Consider the following 20,917-nt stretch of genomic DNA (forward strand, 5'->3'; position numbering starts at 1 on the left):
ATTTTGATGAAAAGCAACAAGAAACTTGCAATTGACTTTGACGGAACCGTCGTAGAAGACGCATATCCGGGTATTGGAAAACCCAAAACCTTTGCGTTCGAAACTTTGCGTAAACTGCAGTCTGAAGGCTACCGACTGATCTTATGGACGTACAGACACGGGAAAACACTCGAGGAGGCCGTAGAATTTTGCCGCAAACATGGTGTGGAGTTTTATGCCGTCAATTCAAGTTTTGAAGGTGAGATTTTTGATGCAGACGCAGCTTCACGCAAGATAGATGCAGATCTTTTCATTGATGACCGCAACCTTGGCGGTTTTCCGGGTTGGGGCGAAATCTATAACATCATCAATGACCGTATCGAGTTTCGCGTGGAAGGCTCTGAGGTTTTAGCCTATTCAAAAATGAAGAAGGAAAAGAAAAAAGGTCTTTTCTGGTAAACTTTCCTTCCCTGATAAATTTAAATTTAAGCCTGTTAAAATACTTACATGATCATCTTAAAAACACTTGAAGAACTGAGGGTAATGCGCGAAAGCGCACAATTGGTTTCCAGGACGCTCGGCATGCTGGCCAAAGAAATAAAACCCGGCACGACCACCGTTCATCTTGATAAGTTGGGTGGAGAGTTCATCCGTGATCATGGCGGTGAACCGGCTTTCCTCGGAATGTACGGATTCCCGAAAAATCTGTGTATCTCGCCCAATGCGGAGGTTGTACACGGAATTCCGAATGACAAACCGCTTGTAGAAGGTGACATACTTTCCGTTGATTGCGGCGTGTATATGAACGGTTTTTACGGTGACCACGCTTATTCTTTTGAAGTGGGAGAAGTGGAACCTGAGACTAAAAAGCTGCTCGATATAACCAAAGAATCTTTGTACAAAGGAATTGCGCAGTGTGTTCGTGGAAAAAGAGTAGGAGATATTTCAAATGCTATCCAGGAACACTGCGAAAAACACGGCTATGGTGTTGTCCGTGAACTTGTAGGCCATGGTCTTGGCCGAAAGATGCACGAAGATCCACAGGTTCCGAATTATGGCCGGAAAGGCAGTGGCAAAGTATTGAAAGACGGTGTCGCGCTGGCTATAGAACCGATGGTAAATCTCGGTACTGAAAAAGTGAAATTTCATGATGATGGCTGGACGGTTACTTCGCTGGACAACTCTCCGTCTGCACACTTCGAGCACAATGTCGCAATAATCGGTGGCAAACCGGTTCTGCTGAGCACCTTTAAATATATCTATGAAGCTTTAGGAATTAATAGTACGGAAGAAGACGCCTTCACCCTCGATTTTTGATGAGAAAAATTGCAAAATTTTTTCTGAATAATATACCTCGGCCTATCCTTATAAACCTGAGCGTTTTTTTGCGGCCGTTGATTTATCAGCTCTTTAAAGGCGACCGGTTCACAGATCCAATTGACGGTAAATCATATCGGAAATTTCTGCCGTATGGCTACGGAAGACAGCGTGATAATGCGCTTTCACCCGGTACTTTAAGTCTCGAGCGTCACCGCCAAATGTGGCTGTATCTCCAAAATGAAACCGATTTTTTCCGGAAAAACTACAAAGTGCTGCATATCGCGCCTGAACAGGAATTTCAGCGGCGGTTCAAAAAAACAAAAAATCTCCAATATGTTTCGGCAGATCTTTTTTCCCCAATTGTGGACGTGAAAGCGGACATTCTTGATTTACCTTTTGAAGACGAAAGTTTTGAAGTCATTTTCTGCAATCATGTGTTGGAGCATATCGAAGATGACCAAAAAGCGATGGGCGAACTATTTCGTGTGATGAAAAAGGGCGGCTGGGGAATCTTTCAGGTACCGATGAAAACGGGTTTGGAAAAAACTTACGAAGATTTTTCAATTAAAGATCCAAAAGAACGACAGAAAAACTTCGGCCAGTACGATCACGTGCGCTGGTACGGAATGGATTATTTCCAAAGACTGAAAAACGCCGGATTTGAAGTTGATATCAATTTTTATTCAAAGCAATTTTCACCGGAGCTGCGCAAGCGTTACGGCCTTCTCGTAAATGAGATATTGCCAGTGGTTTATAAGCGGTAATTCAACGACAGAACACAACATTCCAAACTGCCATCTCTGAGCTAAAAAACCTTGTTTCAGCATATTTTTGCCTTTCGCGGAATTCTTATACTAAAGTTTGTTTCATTAACTTTGCAAAAGGTCTAAACACAGACTTTTTTAATATCTTTTTTTCAATGCATAAAGCTGGATTTGTAAATATAGTCGGTAAGCCCAACGTGGGTAAATCTACTCTCCTCAATCAATTGATGGGTGAGAAGCTCGCCATCGTAACGCAGAAAGCGCAGACAACGCGCCACAGGATTTTTGGAATGTATAATGAAGAGGATCTTCAGATCGTATTTTCAGACACGCCGGGCGTTCTTGATCCAAAATACGGATTGCAGGAAAAAATGATGGATTTTGTGAAAGATTCACTACAGGACGCGGATGTTTTCCTTTACATTGTAGATGTGCTTGATACCGGCGAACAGTCGGAATTTCTGATTGAAAAACTGAACAAAATACCAGTTCCTGTCCTTATTTTGATCAACAAGATCGATCAGTCGAACCAGCTTGACCTTGAAAAGACAATGGAGCTGTGGCACGAAAGAATTCCTAAAGCTGAAATACTGCCCATTTCTGCCCTCCGCGCCTTTAACACTGAGGTTATTTTACCTAAACTAAAATCTTTGCTGCCGGAAAGTCCGCCATATTATGACAAAGATATGTATACGGACAAGCCGGAAAGATTTTTCGTGAATGAAGCAATCCGTGAGAAAATCCTGCTCAATTATGAGAAGGAAATCCCTTATTCAGTAGAGGTGGTGACAGAAATGTTTAAAGAAAAAGAAGGCATCATATTCATCGATTCAATCATTTACGTGGAGCGCGATACCCAAAAGGGCATCATCATAGGCCACAAAGGTGAAGCCATAAAAAAAGTGGGTACGGAAGCCCGGCTCGACCTCGAAAAATTCTTTGCGAAGAAAATACACCTGAACCTTTTTGTAAAAGTGAAGAAAGACTGGCGCAAAAACGACCGTGACCTCAAAAATTTCGGCTACCGCTAGTAGTTGCTGATACAGGTTATTTTCTTAAATTTGGTAAAATTTGTCCCGATGAACTACTTTACTTCCTCGCAAAGTAATGCTGCAATAAGTGATATCGTCATCCTTATTACCAGAATTTTTGTAGGATTTGCAATGCTCTCGCATGGTTTTCCAAAATTGCAGCAACTCTTTTCCGGCGAAGAAATTCAGTTTTACAGTTTTCTGTGGCTGAGCCCCAAAAGCACACTTATCTTAGCCGTATTTGCAGAATTTGTCTGTTCTATATTCATCATCCTGGGACTTTTCACGCGTTTCGCACTGTTTTTCCTGCTGATCACGATGGCTGTCGCCGGACTGATCGTTCATGGCGCAGATCCATTTGCAAAACGTGAAATGAGCTTGCTTTACCTTTCGGTTTACATGTTACTTTTTGCGTTCGGGCCCGGCAGATATTCAGTGGATGCAATGATAACCAGGCGCCGCCAATCGAGCTGGTAATTAGCTAAAACATATCTATAGTGCATTGACTGACCGTTGGTGCATTTTTTTTAATACTAAAACTAAACAGATCATTATGAGAATCAAAACAGCAGTCCTCGCGCTTCTTTTTGCCGGAATGACTTTCGCACAGGAAAATATAACGTACCAGCAGCCTTCTGCCGAAATCCTTCAGCTCGCTGACTTCCAACGCGCGCCCGGCGTCATCATGAACAGCAAGAAAGACTGGATGGTTTTCACCTACCGCAACACGTACAAATCGTTGGACGAACTGAATATGCCCGAAATGAAACTCGCAGGTCTTCGCGTGAATCCGGTCACAAATATCAGCAGCACTGTCACTTATATTAACAACCTGAAAGTCCGCAAGTTAAAAGATAAATCGGAAACGCAGGTTAAAGGGCTTCCGGCCAATCCTAAAATATCGTATACGAGTTTCTCACCTGACGAAAAGACGCTGGCATTCACAAATACTACCGCAAAAGGAGTGGAGTTGTGGGTGGTAGACCTCGCTTCGGCAACCGCAAAAAAAATCAGCCGCGACAACCTGAACGCGAATCTCGGGACGCCTTATGTGTGGATGAAAGATTCAAAATCACTTTTGGTTAAAAGCATTCCGGACGACCGCAAAGCATTGATTGATTCAAAGACTGCAATTCCCACCGGTCCTACGGTTTCTACCGCAGACGGAAAGGTTTCGCAAAACAGAACTTATCAGGATTTACTCAAAAACCCGCAGGATGAGCAAAATTTCGACACGTTGGCAAACGCTGAATTGGTAAAAATAAGTGTTGACGGTAATGAAAGTACATTCAAAAACGCTGCGATCTATACCGGGATGAGTCTTTCTCCTGACGGAAGCTTGCTGATGCTCACTACCATTCAGCGGCCATATTCGTACATAGTTCCTTTGAACCGTTTTCCAATGACAACCGCGGTTTACGATACGGCTGGGAAGCTCGTAAAAACCGTAAATGAAGTGCCGTTAACTGAAATAATGCCTAAAGGTTTCTCGTCTGTCCGCACCGGAAAGCGCAGCATGACCTGGCGGGATGATGAGCCTGCAACGCTCGTGTATGCGGAAGCCCTGGACGGCGGTGATCAGTCTAAATCCGTCGAGTTTCGCGATGAAGTGTTTCTTTGGAAAGCGCCATTCAGTGCAGAACCTCAATCATTCTTTAAAACAAAGCAAAGATTCAATAATATTGATTGGTCTAATGGAAATTTTGCGGTGATTACAGACTCATGGTACGACACGCGGAATACCAAATCATACCTTATCAACTTGAAAGACAACACACACCGCATCATTGATGACCGGAATTATCAGGATGTTTACACGGATCCGGGTTCATTTAACCAATCGAAGAACCAATTTGGAAGAACGGTCATCGATGCCAAAGACGACAAGGCATATCTTGTGGGTGACGGATTCACAAAAAGCGGGCAGTTTCCATTTATTGATGAAATTGACGTAAATACGTTATCAAAAAAACGCGTCTATACCTCTAAGCTGAAATATTCGAAAGAGAATATCATCGATATTTTGGATGCAAAAAAAGGTGAAGTTTTGGTAGTGGAACAATCGGCCAATCTATATCCGAATTATTTTCTCAGAAATATTAAGAATGGCAAAGCAACGGCACTTACGACGTTTGCAAATCCATTCGAAAGTATTAAAAACGTACACAAAGAAGTTATCAAATACAAGCGTAATGATGGGGTAGAACTCACCGGAACGCTTTATTTGCCGGCAGGTTTTGACAGAAAAAATCCAAAGGAAAAACTGCCGTTGCTCATTTGGGCGTACCCAACCGAGTACAAAGACAAAAACACAGCCGGCCAGAATACCCAGAATCCAAATGATTTTACCTTTCCGAGTTACGGCTCTTTCATTTACTGGGTGACCAAAGGTTACGCGGTTTTGGATGATGCGGCTTTCCCGATAATCGGTGAAGGAAAAAGTGAACCGAATGACAGTTTCGTTCCACAGCTTGTAGCCAATGGTAAAGCGGCAATTGATGCGGTGGATCAGCTTGGCTATATTGACCGTTCAAAAGTTGCTGTGGGTGGGCATTCTTATGGCGCTTTCATGACGGCTAATCTGCTTACGCATTCAAAAGATTACGCTTGTGGCATCGCGCGAAGCGGCGCTTACAACCGAACGCTTACGCCATTTGGCTTCCAATCTGAACAGCGTAATTATTGGGATGTACCGGAGGTTTACAACACGATGTCACCATTCATGAACGCAGATAAAATGAAGACTCCGATGTTGCTGATCCATGGTGAAGCCGATAATAATCCGGGAACATTCACGCTGCAGACCGAAAGATATTTCCAGGCATTGAAAAATCTGGGTGCACCGGTACGTATGGTTTTGCTTCCGTTGGAATCTCACGGTTACGCTGCCCGTGAAAATATTTTGCACGTTTTGTGGGAACAGGATCAGTTTCTGGAGAAATGTCTGAAAAAATAATATGAAGGTTTTCCGGTTTTGGAAAACCTTTTTAATCTTTTATTTTAATGTATAAGCGTAGCTGGCATCAATTTGAATAAATAAATAAATAGCATCTGTCAGGGGGTTTCCGCAAAAAAGGAGATTGAGACTTACTAAATATTAAAAATGCCCAAAAACATAAACAACTTAACATAATATAAATTATAGCACTTTTTGTTGTCCTCGTATAATATCTTCCACTTACCAAAAATTTGTACTTTTATAGTCATGAAAAAATTAAAAATGAATAAGATCTGCCTTGCATTACTCGCCGGCTCAATGATTCTCAGCTGCGAAAAAAAATCTGAACAGATTACTGACAGTTCAACCAAATTTGATTCAGTTAAAGTTCCGGAATCCAACGAACCCATCGAGCTCTCAACTATTCAAAATTGCTATATATCCGTGGTTGGCAAAGATTCCGTCTTTGTTTCCATTGAGGATAATCTCGGTACCTTGATTGGTAAGATGCGTTACAAAAATTTTGAAAAAGACAGTTCCTTTGGCGAAATATCCGGTACGCAAAACGGTGATACACTCAAATTAAACTATGTTTTCCAAGCTGAAGGAATGACATCTGAACGCGAAATTTATTTTCTTAAAAAAGACGGAAACTTACTTGAAGGCATTGGTGACCACGTCACAGAAGGCAGTACAGACCGTTATGCAAATCCTGCCCAACTGAAATATGAAGGTCATTCGCTGAAGCCGACCGATTGCAAAGATTTTGACAAAAATTTCCCCACGGCCGCTTCACGTTAATGTTTGGTAATCCGAAACTCCATCTTCCTTATTTTTAATGTATTTTTAAAAATTTCATGACAAAAATCATGCATGATAATTATGTTATGCCCAACCGAAATTCTTAAATATGATAAGATAACTACTAATTTTAACACATATGATCAATGATGAAATTTCAGACAACATGCGTCTGCACGGCGTATTGACGAAAGAAAAATATGTTAAGCATCTCTCTGTAGACTGCACTATTTTCAGCGTTCAGGATGCCAGGTTAAAAGTGCTTCTTTTAAACTGGCAAGACGTGGAATATTGGTCCCTGCCTGGTGGATTTGTTAAAGAAGATGAAGATTTAGATGAAGCTGCGCGCCGCATCCTTTACGAAAGAACCTATTTAGACAACATTTTTTTAGAGCAGTTTCATACTTTCGGGAAAGTTGACCGCACAAGCTTAAAACTCAGCAAAGACTTTTTAAAGGCGAGAAATCTTACATTTCCCGATGATCACTGGCTTTTTGAACGGTTTATCTCCGCGGGTTACTGCAGTTTGGTAGATTACACACAGATAAGCGTTTTTCCGCGCTACAACAATGAAAGCGGCAAGTGGTTTGACCTCGATAAACTTCCCAAATTAGCCTTCGACCACAAAGAAATTGTGAAAAAGGGTTCTGAATATATCCGAAAAAACATCGATACGCAGATTGCTGCCAGCAACCTTTTGCCGGAAAAATTCACGATGAACGAGCTCCAGAGTGTGTATGAAGCTGTGCTCGGCGAAAATTTCAGAAGGAATAATTTTCAGCGCAAAATACTGGCGATGAATTTTTTAGAAAGACTGGAGAAATTATATGACGGTTCGGCAAACAAGGCGCCCTACCTCTATCGCTTCAGGGATGTCCGTTAAAACTCAATTTTTAATTTTTAATTATTTCGCCATCACTGCGAAAAAACTTAATTTTAGCAAAAAACTATAAAATATGTCATACTACCCGCTCACAAGCATCCCCGATTATTATTTGATGGACAGTCTGCTCACCGAAGAGCATCTGTTAATCCGCCAGTCTGTCCGCGATTGGGTTGAAAGTTTTGTGATGCCTAAGATTGACAATGCTGCGCAGCACCACACCGATATTCCCGGTCTCATGCAGGAACTGGGCAAAATCGGCGCACTCGGCCCGTACATTCCCGAAGAATATGGCGGTTCAGGCCTTGATCAAATTGCTTACGGAATCATCATGCAAGAACTCGAACGCGGAGATTCGGCCGTTCGTTCTGCTGCTTCTGTTCAAAGTTCGCTGGTGATGTTCCCAATCAATGAGTTTGGATCTGAAGAACAAAAGCGTAAATATCTTCCGAAGCTTGCGACCGGAGAAATGATTGGTGCCTTTGGTCTTACCGAGCCAAATCATGGTTCAGATCCAAGTTCAATGGAAACGAAGATCGAGGATAAAGGTGACCATTATTTGCTTAATGGTGCCAAGATGTGGATCACGAATGCGCCACTCTGTGATATCGCGGTTGTTTGGGCTAAAGATGAAAGCGGCAAAGTACGCGGACTTATTGTTGAGCGCACTTTAGAAGGTTTTTCTACGCCTGAAACGCATAATAAATGGAGTCTTCGTGCGTCAAAAACCGGCGAATTGGTGTTTAATAATGTAAAGGTTCCGAAAGAAAATATTTTACCGAATGTCATTGGTCTGAAAGGTCCTCTTTCGTGCCTGAACTCTGCGCGTTACGGCATTTCGTGGGGAGTGATCGGCGCTGCTGTAGACTGTTACTGCACGGCTGTACAGTATTCAAAAGAGCGCAAACAGTTTGGCAAACCTATAGCTTCATTCCAGCTTCAACAGAAAAAACTGGCCGAATTCCTTACAGAAATCACCAAAGCACAACTTCTTTGCCTTCAGCTCGGTAACCTTAAAAACGATCATAAAGCTACACCTGCGCAAATTTCTATGGCCAAACGAAACAATGTGAAAATGGCAATCGACATTGCGCGGGAATCCAGACAAATGTTGGGCGGTATGGGAATAATGGGTGAATTTCCGATGATGCGTCACGCGGCAAACCTTGAATCTGTAATCACTTACGAAGGTACGCATGACATCCATCTCCTAATTACTGGAATGGACATCACCGGAATTAATGCTTTTGGTTAAATTGCTTAATAATCATACGAAACTTTAACTGACTCCACGAATTTGTTCTCGGGGTTCAGGATATCTAAAATAACGTTTTTCACAGCGTTCATTGAGGTTTGCAGATTTTCGGCGGTAATCTCATCATCGCCGAAAAGACTGAGCGTCTGTACGCCTCTGTTTACCTCGGCAAAGCTCCAGATTCCGCACTGTACCTTGTTGTCAACAAAATCGGTGCTGTTCAGAATCAGATGTGCATAGATAGAAAGCTGCATCGCCTGCTTATAATCACTGCTGAAGAACAGATTCTGCAATTTTTCGCCACCATCGTCTTTTTTAGGATGTGTAATCGCCAGATTTTTCGTTTTTGCTGTTTTAAAGTCGATGATGCGAAGGTTTCCGTTCAATCTGTCAATTCGGTCAATAAAACCGTAAAATGCAACTGAATCTGTCTTTTCGTCGTTTAAATAAAACGGCGGACTGGTAAATTCCCGCTCCACACCCACAATTTCGAGCGTGTTTCCATTGGATAAAAGTTCGATGTCATGCTGCAACACACTTCGCACTACCCTTTCCGCAATTGATTTGTGGATGAAATTGATTCCGCGTTCATAAAATTCAGGCTGATGTTTAATTTTCTCAATCGCGGCATTCAAAGCTTCATTTATCGTTTCACTGATCAGTGATAAATCATTATTTTGCAACACTTTGCCAACTAATGGATCATAAATATGCTGAAGTGCATAGTGCACAAGATTTCCGTAACTGCGCTGCGAAAGCTCCTCTTCCATCTCCTCGCCTTCCCGCGTGTGCAGGATCTTATTCAAATAGAAATCAATAGGATCATAGATGTACGATGTAAGGTGCGAGGCAGAAACCCGCGATTTCCAAAGTTCAAGTTGCTCAAGAACCGGAGGCGTTTTTTCATACTGCATCGGCTGCAGAAGAATCGGTTCCGAACTGTTTTCGATGATGATATTTTCAATTTTGTGATACCGGTCTTCTATTTCAAGCTGCGTGATGAAACGGCTTTTCTCACCACTGTTCACACCCGAATTCAAAGCATTAAACAGCAGATGTACATTCCGGGAATCCTGCAGAAAACGGTAAAAATGATAAGCGTAAATACTGTCATTTTCTAAAAAAGTATGCAAACCGAAATGCTTCCGCACTCCGAATGGCACGTACGTATTTTGAGTGTTCCCCAGCGGCAGTTTTCCTTCGTTGGCAGAAAGCAGGATGATATTTTCGAAATTCAGCAGACGCGTTTCCAGTAAACCCATCACCTGCAAACCTTCTAACGGTTCACCCTGGAAATCAATTGTTTCCGAGCTGATCAGTTGGTTGATAAGCACTTCCAGCGTTTCCATATTCAGTGTAAAACTGTAGGGTGACAACTGGTTTTTAATGATTTTAAATGATTTTTCGAAGTGCGAAATATTTTCATATTGGATGTCATCCAAATCACCAAACTTCAGTTGGTAGCAATACGAAATAAGTAAATCCAGAAATACCGCGACCGATTCCTGCTTTTGAAAAAGATTGAAATACGAAAGTTCACCCAGAAGCTCAGCTAGCAATTTGCGGGAGATGTAAATAATATTCCGTTCCTCAATCTGCACCCGGAATTGTACGATGATCTCTTGGTCTTGATCCGCGTTTGGCAGTTCTTCCAGAATAGAAAGTACGTCATTGTAATAATAAGATGAATCTGAGGCTTCGAGTAGTTTCTGAAGATAAAAAAGCCGTTTCATCGCGTTGCTGAATGCCAGATTTTTCAGCGGAAAACCCATCGTGATATTCAGGCGCGGCGCTGCAGCCAGAGCATCCAACGCGGCTGGCAGGAGATTTTCATCCAATAAAACAACTGCTGTATCGGCAAGATTCTCAGATTCAATTTCTGAAAAGATTGACGGCAGCACTTTAGTTTGCGACACATTGCCCGAAACTTCATAAACCTTAATGTTCTTGGTCTTCCGGAAATCATCCTCGATCCAGCGAAACGGCCGGCTTTCATTGAATTCTTTCCAATGCCTGTGTTGGCGAAGGAACTTGCCGGCTTCCTGTCTTTCATCCGCGACATAATAATCGTCGCCCTGAAAATAACAGATCGCCCTGTCCCACTGCAAAAGGTTTTTCACAAGTTTCTCCTCCACCGGCGTGAAGGCATTAAAACCACAAAAGACATATTTCCCATCCGTACTTTGAGCGAATTCTTCTATTTTTCTACTAGCCGCTTTGTGCATCATGCCCGAGGTCGCCCAGCCTTTTTCCTCCAGCCGGAGCTGCAGCAAAGGGACGAAGGCGTTCATACGCTGCCAGAAATTCAAATGCTTACGCACCGTGCCGTCCTGATCACCCAGGTTTTCCGCCCAGTTTTTAATTCGTTCTTCGCTCACCATGTATTCCAGAACTTTGGTGTCATCTTCGGCGAATTTTGAAATATCATCCCAGTCTTTCAGCAAAGTGGGAAACCATTTAAGAAAATCCGAAAAGCTTTCACCCGGATGCTGGCTGCGATAGACATCGAATGCAAACAACCAGACCGCAATACCCTGGACAGGCGTCTTTCCGCCAATTTCAGTGATTAAGTCTTCGATGGTAAAGAAATTAGGCAAAAAACCGGAATACTGCTTTTCTTTAAATATTTTCTTGATGAAAACTATCGGCCGCTTGCCGGGCAGCACGATGTTAAACTTCGAAAGGTCACTTTTCAGAGCGAGCAGTTCAGTTACAATTTTATTTAAAAATTTCATTTAGCGTTGCGGGTAATGATTAACTTTTAAAAATACAAAAAAAGCATCCGAAACCTACCTCGAATGCTTTAAGTTTTGAAAATTAAAAACAGAATTTATTTTACGACGATCATCCGTTCCAGCCAGGCATCGGCGCCTGAAGAATCTCTACCCGTCCAGAAGCGGAATGTGTAAACACCAGCCTCCACAGGTCTGAAATTGATCTGTGAGGAGCGCGCCAGGGTTTCCCCACAAGCCGCGGTCGTTTTAAACTTATATGTGGCAACATCACGTTGCAGTGAAGGTTTGTGGACATAATCGTAGCCGTAAAAGCCTTCACAGTTTGCGGCGTAATCTGAATAGGTTTTAATAGTCTGGATGGTGTAAACATCCATCGTGTCCTGCGCGATATTCACGCTGTCAATCTTTGCGAGTTCTGTGCTGGTGATTTCATCACCTTCAAACCGGTCATTGCAACTTGCAAGGCCCAGAAAAAGAACCAGCGGCATTGCCATTTTTAATATAGTTTTCATAAAGATTTGATTTATTACAACTAAAACGATAAACATAATCGCAATAGTACGTGCATATCAAGAATTAAAATTTCCTTTAGATAAATATACCACTTTTTTAGTCTCAAAGAATTCGCCTTCAAAATAATTCTTAAGGTCAAATATTTCGCATTTCAGTCCCGAAAGCTCTTCACTTAGATCTCCGCCTTTTAGATAAAGGACGCCATTGTGTTTTGGATTAAATTGCTCTTTCTCAAATTTTCCTTTGAGCCAACGCAAAAACACCGGCATCTGCGTCACCGCACGGCTTACTACAAAGTGAAATTTTCCGGGAATATCTTCCGCACGTGCATGGATCGCGGTCACATTTTGAAGTTCCAAAGCGGCGGCAACTTCCTTCACCACGGTGATTTTTTTACCGATAGAATCTACCAGCGTAAAATGAGTTTCCGGAAACATAATGGCCAGCGGAATTCCCGGAAATCCACCACCAGTCCCAATATCAAGCACTTTCGTGTTGGGAGAGAAGTTCATCACACGCGCGATGCCGAGTGAATGAAGGACGTGTTTCTCATAAAGCGAATCCATGTCTTTGCGCGAAATCACATTGATTTTTGCATTCCATTCTGCGTACAGTTCCTGGAGTTTATCAAACTGCTGCTTCTGGTTTTCGGAGAGATCGGGAAAATATTTTAGGATAAGTTCGGTCTGCATCTAAGTCATTTTTGGCAAATTTAAACAAAAAGAAAGCGCCTGCATGAAGAAAAAATTTATCTTTGGAAGCCTAAGAAAAATTATGGAGAAACTAGCAAACCGCCTTAGCAGAATGAGCTTTTCGCAGACATTCGTGATGAGTAATAAGGTGAGGGAAATGAAGGCCGCGGGCCTGGACGTAATCAGCCTGACATTGGGCGAACCGGATTTTGACGTACCGGAAAATATTAAGAAAGCCGCTTTCGAAGCGATAGACAATAACTTCAGCCACTACTCCCCCGTCCCGGGATTTCTGGATCTTCGCGAGGCCATTTGTGCCAAACTGAAACGCGACAATAATCTTCACTACGAACCGAGCCAAATATGCGTATCAAACGGCGCGAAACAATCGATCCTGAATGTGCTTGCCTCATTACTGAACGATGGTGACGAGGTTATTTTACCTGCACCATATTGGGTGAGCTATAATGAAATGGTGAAAATGATGGGCGGCGTGCCGATTTTCATTGAGACTTCGATCGATACAGATTTCAAAATGACGGCCGCGCAACTTGAAAATACCATCACAGCCAAGACTAAAATCTTGCTTTACAGCTCACCGTGCAATCCATCGGGCAGTTTTTATTCCTATGAGGAGCTAGAGGCGATTGCAAATGTAGTCGCGAAACATCCACAGGTAACTGTAATTTCAGATGAAATTTACGAATACATCAACTATGACGGGAAACACACCTCGATTGCCGAATTTCCACAAGTTTATGAGCAAACCGCGGTAATCAACGGGATGTCAAAATCATTTGCGATGACAGGTTGGCGAATCGGCTATTCGGCTTGTCCGAAATGGCTGGCGACAGGTTGCGAAAAAATTCAGGGTCAGATGACAAGTGGCGCGAATACGATGGCGCAAAAAGCTTCTGTAGCAGCGTTACGTGCCGAGCCAAGTGAATATGGATATATGATTGAAAAATTTCGCGAGCGACGTGACTTGGTCTTCAATCTTTTGCAGGACGTTCCGGGTTTTAAAGTGAATTATCCGGAAGCTGCATTTTATTTTTTTCCGGATATTTCCTACTATTTAGGGAAGAAACTGAACGGAAAATTAATGGTTAATGCAGATGATTTTGCGATGTTTTTGCTAGAAAACGCGCATGTAGGGACCGTTGGTGGAGTTTCATTCGGAAACCCGCACTGCATCAGATTTTCTTACGCAGCATCTGAGGCGGAACTTATGAAGGCCATGCGGAGAATAAAAGACTGTCTGGAAAATGCAGCTATTGAATAAAACAAAAAGGTTCGGAAAATTTCCGAACCTTCTTTATTTTTAGAGAAAGAATTAAAATTTAATAATATCTTTCATTTTTTCAGTTTCCTCATTTACGAGATCATCATCTACCAGGATTTTACCGCTATGCTCATCGATAATGATTTTTTTGCGCTGAGCGATTTCCATTTGCTTCTGTGGAGGAAGTGTGAAGAATGAACCTTTCGGCGCACCTCTTTCAAGACCTACAACCGCCAGACCGGTCGGTGAGTTGCTTCTGATTCTTTGGTAAGATGCCAGCAGTCTTTCATCGATATTTTTAGCGAATTCTTCAGACTTCGCAGTAAGGAATTCCTCTTCTTTCTGCGTTTCTGCAACAAGACTTTCAAGCTCTTCCTTCTTGAATTTCAGGTGATTCTTCAGTTCAGAAATCTTGTTGGTCAATTCTTCTAAAGTTTCATCTTTATGTGAAATCTTCGCACCGAATTCTTTGATTCTTTTTTCAGCCAACTGTATTTCAAGTTCCTGGAACTCGATCTCTTTGCCTAAAGCTTCGAATTCTTTGTTGTTTCGAACGTTATCTTGCTGAGCTTTGTATTTGTCAATCAATGTTTTAGCATGATTGATAACCTCATTTTTATTATTGATCTCGTCGTTCTGTTCCTTTATTTCGGCCTGAAACTTTTCTGCTCTTTTCTCTAAACCTTCAATTTCAATTTCGAGATCTTCAACTTCAATCGGGAGTTCACCGCGCGTATTACGGATCTCGTCTAGACGTGAATCAATAATTTGCAGGTCATACAGTGCCCGAAGCTTGTCTTCAATTGTAACTTCTACAGTTTTCTTAGCCATATTTTTAGAAAAAATAATTAACAGGATTGGTTTTCTCAAGAGATTTTGAGACCGCAAATTTAGGAAAAATTTCCGACAATATTTGAAATATTTGGTCTGGGACAAATTGCTCAGACTCAAAATGCCCGATATCACAAATCAGCATCCGGTCTTCGCCCTGATAAAATTCGTGATACTTCACATCAGCCGTGACGTACGCGTCACAGCCTTTCGCCAAGGCGCTTTTTATTCCGCTGGCGCCACTGCCACCCAAAACAGCGACAGCTTCAATCATTTTGCCCATACGATTGCTGTGGCGGATTACGTTCAAACTAAATCTGTCTCTTAAAAGCTGAAGAAATTCTACTTCAGTCAGTGCCTTTTCAAATTGACCAAAACGCCCCAGACCGGCGTATTGATTTTCGTTTTCGAGATTAGTAAGTTGGTAAGCAACTTCTTCATATGGATGCGCTGCTCTTAAAGCGGAAATTATCTTTGATGATTTGTAGCTTTCAAAAATTACGGAAATCATTTCTTCCGCGGCGTTTTCGCGAACACCCTGCGTACCGGAATATGGATTTGATCCTTCAATTGGTCTGAATGTCCCACGCCCGTCAACCGAAAAACTGCATTCATCATAAAAACCGATGTTGCCGGCGCCCGCTTCAAACATTGCGTTTCTTACCGTATCTGCATGACTGTGCGGAACATAGACTTCCAGTTTTGACAGATTAGATTTTTTAGGTATCAAAATCTGTTGGTTTTTTAAGCGCAATTCTTCGCAAATGCGATAATTCACGCCGAAATAGTCATTATCAAATGCCGTATGGATGGCATAGATCGCAATTTTATTTTCTATTGCCTTAAGTACAGCACGCTCCACGTAATTTTTACCGGTAATGGATTTTAAGCCTGAAAAAACAATCGGATGAAAAGCCACAATCAGATTTAAATTTTTCGAAATAGCTTCATCTACAACACATTCCAGTGAATCATGGCACACCAGTATTCCCGTAATTTCACGTTCCGGATTGCCGCAAAGTAATCCGACATTATCAAAATCTTCGGCCTGGCTTATCTTAAAACGCTGTTCAATGGCTTCTACAGCCTGCTTCAGTTTCATTTGCACTAAGTTTGTTACGAAAATAGGAATTATTTATTTACATTTATTTCCTAAAGGCATATGGATAAGGAACACAATTTTATTTCTGAGAACAAACGCTGGAAACGCAAGGTTTTCCGCATCATTTTCAAATCTGATACGCGGCTCGGAAAACTGTTCGACCTCACACTGCTTACACTGATCCTCCTCAGCACCTTCATCGTCATGATGGAAAGTGTGAAAATTTACGACGCGAAACTTCACCGGCTATTTGTAATCCTGGAGATCATCATAACCGCCTTTTTCACCGTCGAATATGTCTTACGGATAATCACGATCCGCAACCGCCGCGCCTATATCTTCAGCTTTTTCGGAATCATTGATTTTCTGGCGATTTTGCCCTTTTATCTGAGTCTTTTCTTCCCTATTACGAAGTATTTCCTGATCATCCGCATGCTGCGGATGCTACGTATTTTCCGGATCCTCAACCTGCTCGACTTCATGCATGACGGCACTTTCATCGTACGTGCGTTGAAAAACAGCTCACGCAAAATCTACATTTTCCTGCTTTTTCTGGTAATTTTTTCAGTGATTGTAGGCTCGCTGATGTTCATGGTGGAAGGCCACAGACCTGGCTTTGAAAGTATTCCGCAAAGTATTTACTGGGCAGTAGTAACAGTTACTACCGTCGGCTATGGCGATGTTTCACCTGCCACACCACTGGGCAAGTTTTTGTCCGTTTTGCTCATGCTCGCAGGTTATTCTATCATTGCAGTGCCTACAGGAATCGTAACGGCTGAAATGCGCAACAAACGCCAAAATTTGGAGAAAGTTTGCAACCGCTGCGGAAATGAGGATATAGATGATGACGCGCGCTACTGCAAAATCTGCGGTGAAAAAGTAGTATAAAAAAGATGCATTCTTTTGAAATGCACCTTCCCTTTTCAGTCATTTGTGTTTATCGTCATCTATCTGTGTTGTGTAAAGCTAATTCAAGTTTAAGTTTCTGTTGCCGCATTATACCTGCTTTTCGCTTCCGTGCTTTCCTTAAACTTCTGGTACAAATTTACCGTAACAATCAAAATGGTTGTACCGTGAAATCACCATAATTGCTATGATGCTTTAGGGTATTTTTAATTAAAACTGAAGAATTAAGCTAAAATAATTAACCAATAAAAAAGGAACACTAAAAAATAGTGTCCCTTTATTATAATTTTATGGTTATTGAGTTATCTTGTTAAAGTTGCATTCACTTTTACAAGCTCCACATCAAATACCAGCCACGCGTTCGGAGGAATCACGCCGCCAGCACCTCTTGCTCCATATCCAAGATCTGAAGGAATAAGGAAAGTACCGGTTTCACCTTCTTTTAACAGTAAAATTCCTTCGTCCCAACCTTTTATGACCTGGCCAATACCCACTGAAAACGTGATCGGCTCATCACGTTTAAACGATGAATCGAACTCACTACCATCAACCAAACGACCTGCATAATGTACAGCGACTTCATCACCGGCCTTTGGCGCAACGCCGTCGGTAGTTTTCGTGATTTTGTAGTAAAGTCCTGAAGCTGTCACCTGCATCCCGGCTTTCATATCTTCTACCATTTTCAATTGCTTTGCTGCGAATTCTTCTTCTTTACGTTTCTTTTCTGCTTCAATCTTTGCCATCGCAGCTTTGTTATTTTCAGCAATTTTAGATTTGCCTTCAGTAAAAACCTGCGCAGCATCATAGTTTTTGTACTGATCTCCTTTTGAGAATACAGAAACTTTTTCCAGAACAACATCCGTACGCGGCTTATCCTGTGGACCTTTTTCTACATTCGCGATAGCATCAATCACTTCCTCTCCTTTTACCACTTTACCAAAAATGGTGTGTTTTCCGTCGAGCCAAGGTGTTGCAACCTCAGTGATAAAAAACTGCGAACCGTTGGTATTAGGACCTGAATTTGCCATTGAGAGAATACCTTTTCCGGTGTGCTGAAGGTCATTTTTTTCATCTTCAAATTTGTAGCCGGGATCACCCATTCCGGTTCCCTGCGGATCACCACCTTGAATCATGAAATCTTTGATCACGCGGTGAAAAATAGTACCGTCATAAAACGGAACACCCTTAGTCTTGGACTTATTTTCGATTTTTCCTTCTGCAAGACCCACGAAATTAGCCACCGTAACCGGTGATTTCTGATCTTCAAATTTTACGATCATATTTCCTTTTGAAGTCTGGAAATTCGCGTAAAGGCCATCTTTTAAGCCTTCGTAAGTTTCTTTTTCTACGTTCATTTTTTTATAGATTGGTGTGCAACTGCTGAGCGAAAACGCTGCCATTGCGATTAATAAATTCTTTTTAAACATGGATTAATTTTTATAATACTTTGATTTTTATAATTAGCGGCAAGTCGTTCGGGATATTATTATTGTCACCATAAGTGCCAAAAGCCAACACCGAAGGCACCAAAATAGTGGCAGAAGCACCGAGTTCCAGATATCTCAAAACATCTTCTACGGCTTTCAGTTCCTCAAAACGTCCAAACTGAACATTCCTTTTCTCCACCGGCTCTATCGAAAGTTTCACTTGGTCAAAATCAAAAATTTCATAAGAATAGGAGATGGTCTGACCCTCAGCTTTCCGTGGATTATTCTGCAGGTTTTCAACATTTACCCAATAGTTTAAAGGCATTGGATAAAACTTTTCATCCTGGCTCTTGATCCAGTCTTCAATCTGCAGTCTTTCGGTTTGATTTAAATTTTTCGCCCGGTTTTTTGAAGTTTCCAGATCTTTCTCGCTCAGAAAGCCACCTACAGGCGGATGACTCTGCTGTTTCTGTGCACAGCCGACCGCTACAAGTATTGAAAAGACAATTATTTTGCGCATAAATATTTGCGAAAATAGTGAATTCGCGCTAAACTTTTAACCAAAAAGACCGGGAAGTTCCCGGTCAAATATATTTATCGCTGATAGAAATTAAGCATCCTGCAAAACTTCTTTACCTACTTTCATTCTCCAGCCAAACGGATCTTCAGATTTATTGTTCTGAATATTCACAAGGTCCTGCTGCAGTGAAAGCGCGAAGCTTTCTTCAAGTGGAAGTGTAGGAAGTTCAAGTTTTTCACCTTTGTAACCCAGCGCACGGAAAACACTCGTAACTACGGCAGTTCCAACGCCCCAAACTTCTTTCAGGCTACCATCTTTCTGCGCCTCGATCACTTTTTTCACAGATACAGGCTCAATTCTCACCTCAATACCCCGTCTTTTCGCCAAATGGATAAAACTGTCACGCGTAACGCCATCAAGAATTTTTTCCGATGTAGGAGGAGTATAAATGGTATCATTGATTCGTACGAAGACATTCATCGTTCCACTTTCTTCGAAATATTCGTGTGTGGAATCGTCTGTCCAGATCACCTGCTCATAGCCCTGTTGATTTGCCAACTGAGTCGGATAGAAAGATGCTGCATAATTCCCAGCTGCTTTTGCAGAACCTACACCGCCGCTTGCCGCACGTGAGTAAAAATCTGAAATGAGTACAGAAACCGGTTCAGTATAGTAACTTTTTGCCGGTGTCGCAACAATCGCGAACATGTATTTATTTGAAATTCTTGCTTTCAATACCTCTTCCGTTGCAAAAATAAGCGGGCGGATATATAAAGAAGTCCCTACTCCCTGCGGAATCCACTCCCGATCCATATCTACAAGTGCTTTCAGGCCGCCAAGAAACATTTCTTCGGTAACTTCCGGCATCGCCAATCTAGATGCAGATTTATTTATTCTTTCAAAATTCTTTTCAGGTCTGAAAAGAAAAACTTCGCCTTCATCATCTTTATAAGCCTTCATTCCCTCGAAACATGCCTGACCATAGTTCAGCCCCATCATTGCTGGTGTAAAAGGCAGCGGACCATACGGAATAAGCTTCACATCACCCCATTTGCCATTCTCATACTCGCAGATGATCATATGATCCGTAAACGTATCGCCAAAAGAGAAATTTTGTGGATCAAAGGTTGCAATCCGGGGAGTTGCAGATTTTTGAATTATCATATTAAAAAATTTTATTGATGTTCTACAAATTTAACATAATTTTCTAAATATAAAAGTTTTAAAGTATTTTTGAAAAAATTTAGCATGGAACGGATTGTAACAACTACCAAAGATGGCAGTAAAACACTGCTAATAAAGGATTTAAATGAAAACTACCATTCCGGTCACGGTGCGTTGCAGGAAGCGCGTCACGTCTTTATCAATAATGGATTAATATTGTTTGAAAATAACGAAATTCATATTTTGGAACTCGGTTTTGGCACAGGACTTAACGTTTTGGTAACATTAAATGAATTTTTAAGAAATGACAAATGTCATGTTATTCATTATTATACATTAGAGAAATATCCCGTAATGCAAGCCGAAATTACAGAACTTGCATATGAGAGCCTTTTCGATGAGGAAAACATAGCAGACCTCAATGCTAAAATTCATGCATGCGAGTGGGAAAAAGAAGTGGAAATAGTCCCTAATTTTTATTTAACTAAATATAAATGCGATTTCTTTGAACTTGAAAACATCGCAATGCCAAGTATCGATCTTGTGTACTTCGATTGTTTTGGCGCCCGTGTACAACCGGATCTTTGGGAGCAGCCTCTCTTAGAAATGGTAGCTGATAAAATGGGAATGGGTGCACTTTTCACAACTTATTCTTCCAAAGGCAGCGTTCGGCGGATTCTTAAAGAACTCGGTTTTAAAGTAGAAAAACGTCCCGGACCACCGGGAAAACGTGAAATGATGATCGCCTGGAAAGGAAGCCAACCTACATCCTAA

The 20,917-nt window shown here is 41.7% G+C and carries 20 protein-coding genes; 12 read left to right on the forward strand and 8 right to left on the reverse strand.

The genetic code is table 11. From position 1 onward, the window contains the following. The first annotated feature begins 6 nt into the window (after positions 1-6). The 9 genes from H9628_RS06985 to H9628_RS07025 all read left to right on the forward strand — a co-directional run bounded on the left by H9628_RS06985 (position 7) and on the right by H9628_RS07025 (position 8,971). On the forward strand, positions 7-438 hold the full coding sequence (locus H9628_RS06985) for a BT0820 family HAD-type phosphatase (protein ID WP_251833403.1): 432 nt from the start codon (positions 7-9) through the stop codon (positions 436-438). Between the two features lie 48 nt (positions 439-486). Next, positions 487-1,296 carry a type I methionyl aminopeptidase gene (gene map, locus H9628_RS06990; RefSeq protein ID WP_251833404.1) on the forward strand — a complete coding sequence of 270 codons (810 nt, stop codon included), beginning with the start codon at positions 487-489 and terminating at the stop codon, positions 1,294-1,296. After that, complete coding sequence (locus H9628_RS06995; protein WP_251833405.1) at positions 1,296-2,063, forward strand: class I SAM-dependent methyltransferase; 768 nt, start codon at positions 1,296-1,298, stop codon at positions 2,061-2,063. Before map ends, H9628_RS06995 begins: the two co-directional genes overlap by 1 nt. Positions 2,064-2,218: 155 nt before the next feature. Further along, entirely contained in the window at positions 2,219-3,094 is an 876-nt protein-coding gene (era, locus tag H9628_RS07000; protein ID WP_251833406.1) for a GTPase Era, read from the forward strand. A gap of 48 nt (positions 3,095-3,142) precedes the next feature. Next, positions 3,143-3,571 carry a DoxX family protein gene (locus tag H9628_RS07005; RefSeq protein WP_251833407.1) on the forward strand — a complete coding sequence of 143 codons (429 nt, stop codon included), beginning with the start codon at positions 3,143-3,145 and terminating at the stop codon, positions 3,569-3,571. A gap of 76 nt (positions 3,572-3,647) precedes the next feature. After that, complete coding sequence (locus H9628_RS07010; protein WP_251833408.1) at positions 3,648-6,050, forward strand: alpha/beta hydrolase family protein; 2,403 nt, start codon at positions 3,648-3,650, stop codon at positions 6,048-6,050. Between the two features lie 264 nt (positions 6,051-6,314). Beyond that, positions 6,315-6,833, forward strand: coding sequence for a hypothetical protein (locus H9628_RS07015; RefSeq protein WP_251833409.1), 519 nt, complete (start codon positions 6,315-6,317; stop codon positions 6,831-6,833). A gap of 139 nt (positions 6,834-6,972) precedes the next feature. Continuing rightward, complete coding sequence (locus H9628_RS07020) at positions 6,973-7,716, forward strand: NUDIX hydrolase (protein WP_251833410.1); 744 nt, start codon at positions 6,973-6,975, stop codon at positions 7,714-7,716. Between the two features lie 73 nt (positions 7,717-7,789). Further along, positions 7,790-8,971, forward strand: a complete 1,182-nt coding sequence (locus H9628_RS07025; protein WP_251833411.1) for an acyl-CoA dehydrogenase family protein — start codon at positions 7,790-7,792, stop codon at positions 8,969-8,971. 5 nt (positions 8,972-8,976) lie between these two features. Here H9628_RS07025 and H9628_RS07030 read toward each other — a convergent pair whose 3' ends face one another. From H9628_RS07030 to rsmG, 3 genes are all read right to left on the reverse strand, one after another. Continuing rightward, positions 8,977-11,706, reverse strand: coding sequence for a PD-(D/E)XK nuclease family protein (locus tag H9628_RS07030; RefSeq protein WP_251833412.1), 2,730 nt, complete (start codon positions 11,704-11,706; stop codon positions 8,977-8,979). Between the two features lie 95 nt (positions 11,707-11,801). After that, positions 11,802-12,218: a hypothetical protein gene (locus H9628_RS07035; protein WP_251833413.1), complete on the reverse strand. Its 417-nt coding sequence runs from the start codon at positions 12,216-12,218 to the stop codon at positions 11,802-11,804. A 57-nt stretch (positions 12,219-12,275) separates the two neighbouring features. Next, positions 12,276-12,911, reverse strand: coding sequence for a 16S rRNA (guanine(527)-N(7))-methyltransferase RsmG (gene rsmG / locus H9628_RS07040; protein ID WP_251833414.1), 636 nt, complete (start codon positions 12,909-12,911; stop codon positions 12,276-12,278). 82 nt (positions 12,912-12,993) lie between these two features. Here rsmG and H9628_RS07045 point away from each other — a divergent pair, with 82 nt between their 5' ends. Then, positions 12,994-14,193 (forward strand): pyridoxal phosphate-dependent aminotransferase, encoded by a 1,200-nt coding sequence (locus H9628_RS07045; RefSeq protein ID WP_251833415.1) that lies wholly within the window; start codon positions 12,994-12,996, stop codon positions 14,191-14,193. 51 nt (positions 14,194-14,244) lie between these two features. Here the strand turns inward: H9628_RS07045 and H9628_RS07050 are convergent, their stop codons facing one another. Then, positions 14,245-15,024: a zinc ribbon domain-containing protein gene (locus tag H9628_RS07050; protein WP_251833416.1), complete on the reverse strand. Its 780-nt coding sequence runs from the start codon at positions 15,022-15,024 to the stop codon at positions 14,245-14,247. A gap of 4 nt (positions 15,025-15,028) precedes the next feature. After that, positions 15,029-16,126: a Nif3-like dinuclear metal center hexameric protein gene (locus H9628_RS07055; protein ID WP_251833417.1), complete on the reverse strand. Its 1,098-nt coding sequence runs from the start codon at positions 16,124-16,126 to the stop codon at positions 15,029-15,031. Between the two features lie 60 nt (positions 16,127-16,186). On the opposite strand from H9628_RS07055, the gene H9628_RS07060 reads away from it, so the two are divergent. Further along, the gene (locus H9628_RS07060) at positions 16,187-17,014 is read left to right on the forward strand and encodes an ion transporter (protein ID WP_251833418.1); all 828 of its coding nucleotides are present in this window, start codon (positions 16,187-16,189) and stop codon (positions 17,012-17,014) included. A 320-nt stretch (positions 17,015-17,334) separates the two neighbouring features. On the opposite strand, the gene H9628_RS07065 is transcribed toward H9628_RS07060, so the two are convergent. The 3 genes from H9628_RS07065 to H9628_RS07075 form a co-directional block, all read right to left on the reverse strand. Further along, the gene (locus tag H9628_RS07065; protein WP_251833419.1) at positions 17,335-18,387 is read right to left on the reverse strand and encodes a peptidylprolyl isomerase; all 1,053 of its coding nucleotides are present in this window, start codon (positions 18,385-18,387) and stop codon (positions 17,335-17,337) included. A gap of 82 nt (positions 18,388-18,469) precedes the next feature. Then, entirely contained in the window at positions 18,470-18,979 is a 510-nt protein-coding gene (locus H9628_RS07070; protein WP_251833420.1) for an FKBP-type peptidyl-prolyl cis-trans isomerase, read from the reverse strand. A gap of 90 nt (positions 18,980-19,069) precedes the next feature. Beyond that, positions 19,070-20,143, reverse strand: coding sequence for a branched-chain amino acid aminotransferase (locus H9628_RS07075; RefSeq protein WP_251833421.1), 1,074 nt, complete (start codon positions 20,141-20,143; stop codon positions 19,070-19,072). A gap of 84 nt (positions 20,144-20,227) precedes the next feature. Between H9628_RS07075 and mnmD the strand changes: the two genes are divergently transcribed. After that, positions 20,228-20,917 (forward strand): tRNA (5-methylaminomethyl-2-thiouridine)(34)-methyltransferase MnmD, encoded by a 690-nt coding sequence (gene mnmD, locus H9628_RS07080; protein ID WP_251833422.1) that lies wholly within the window; start codon positions 20,228-20,230, stop codon positions 20,915-20,917.

Origin of the sequence: Kaistella pullorum, assembly GCF_014837035.1 — a bacterium.
Lineage (GTDB): Bacteria > Bacteroidota > Bacteroidia > Flavobacteriales > Weeksellaceae > Kaistella > Kaistella rhinocerotis.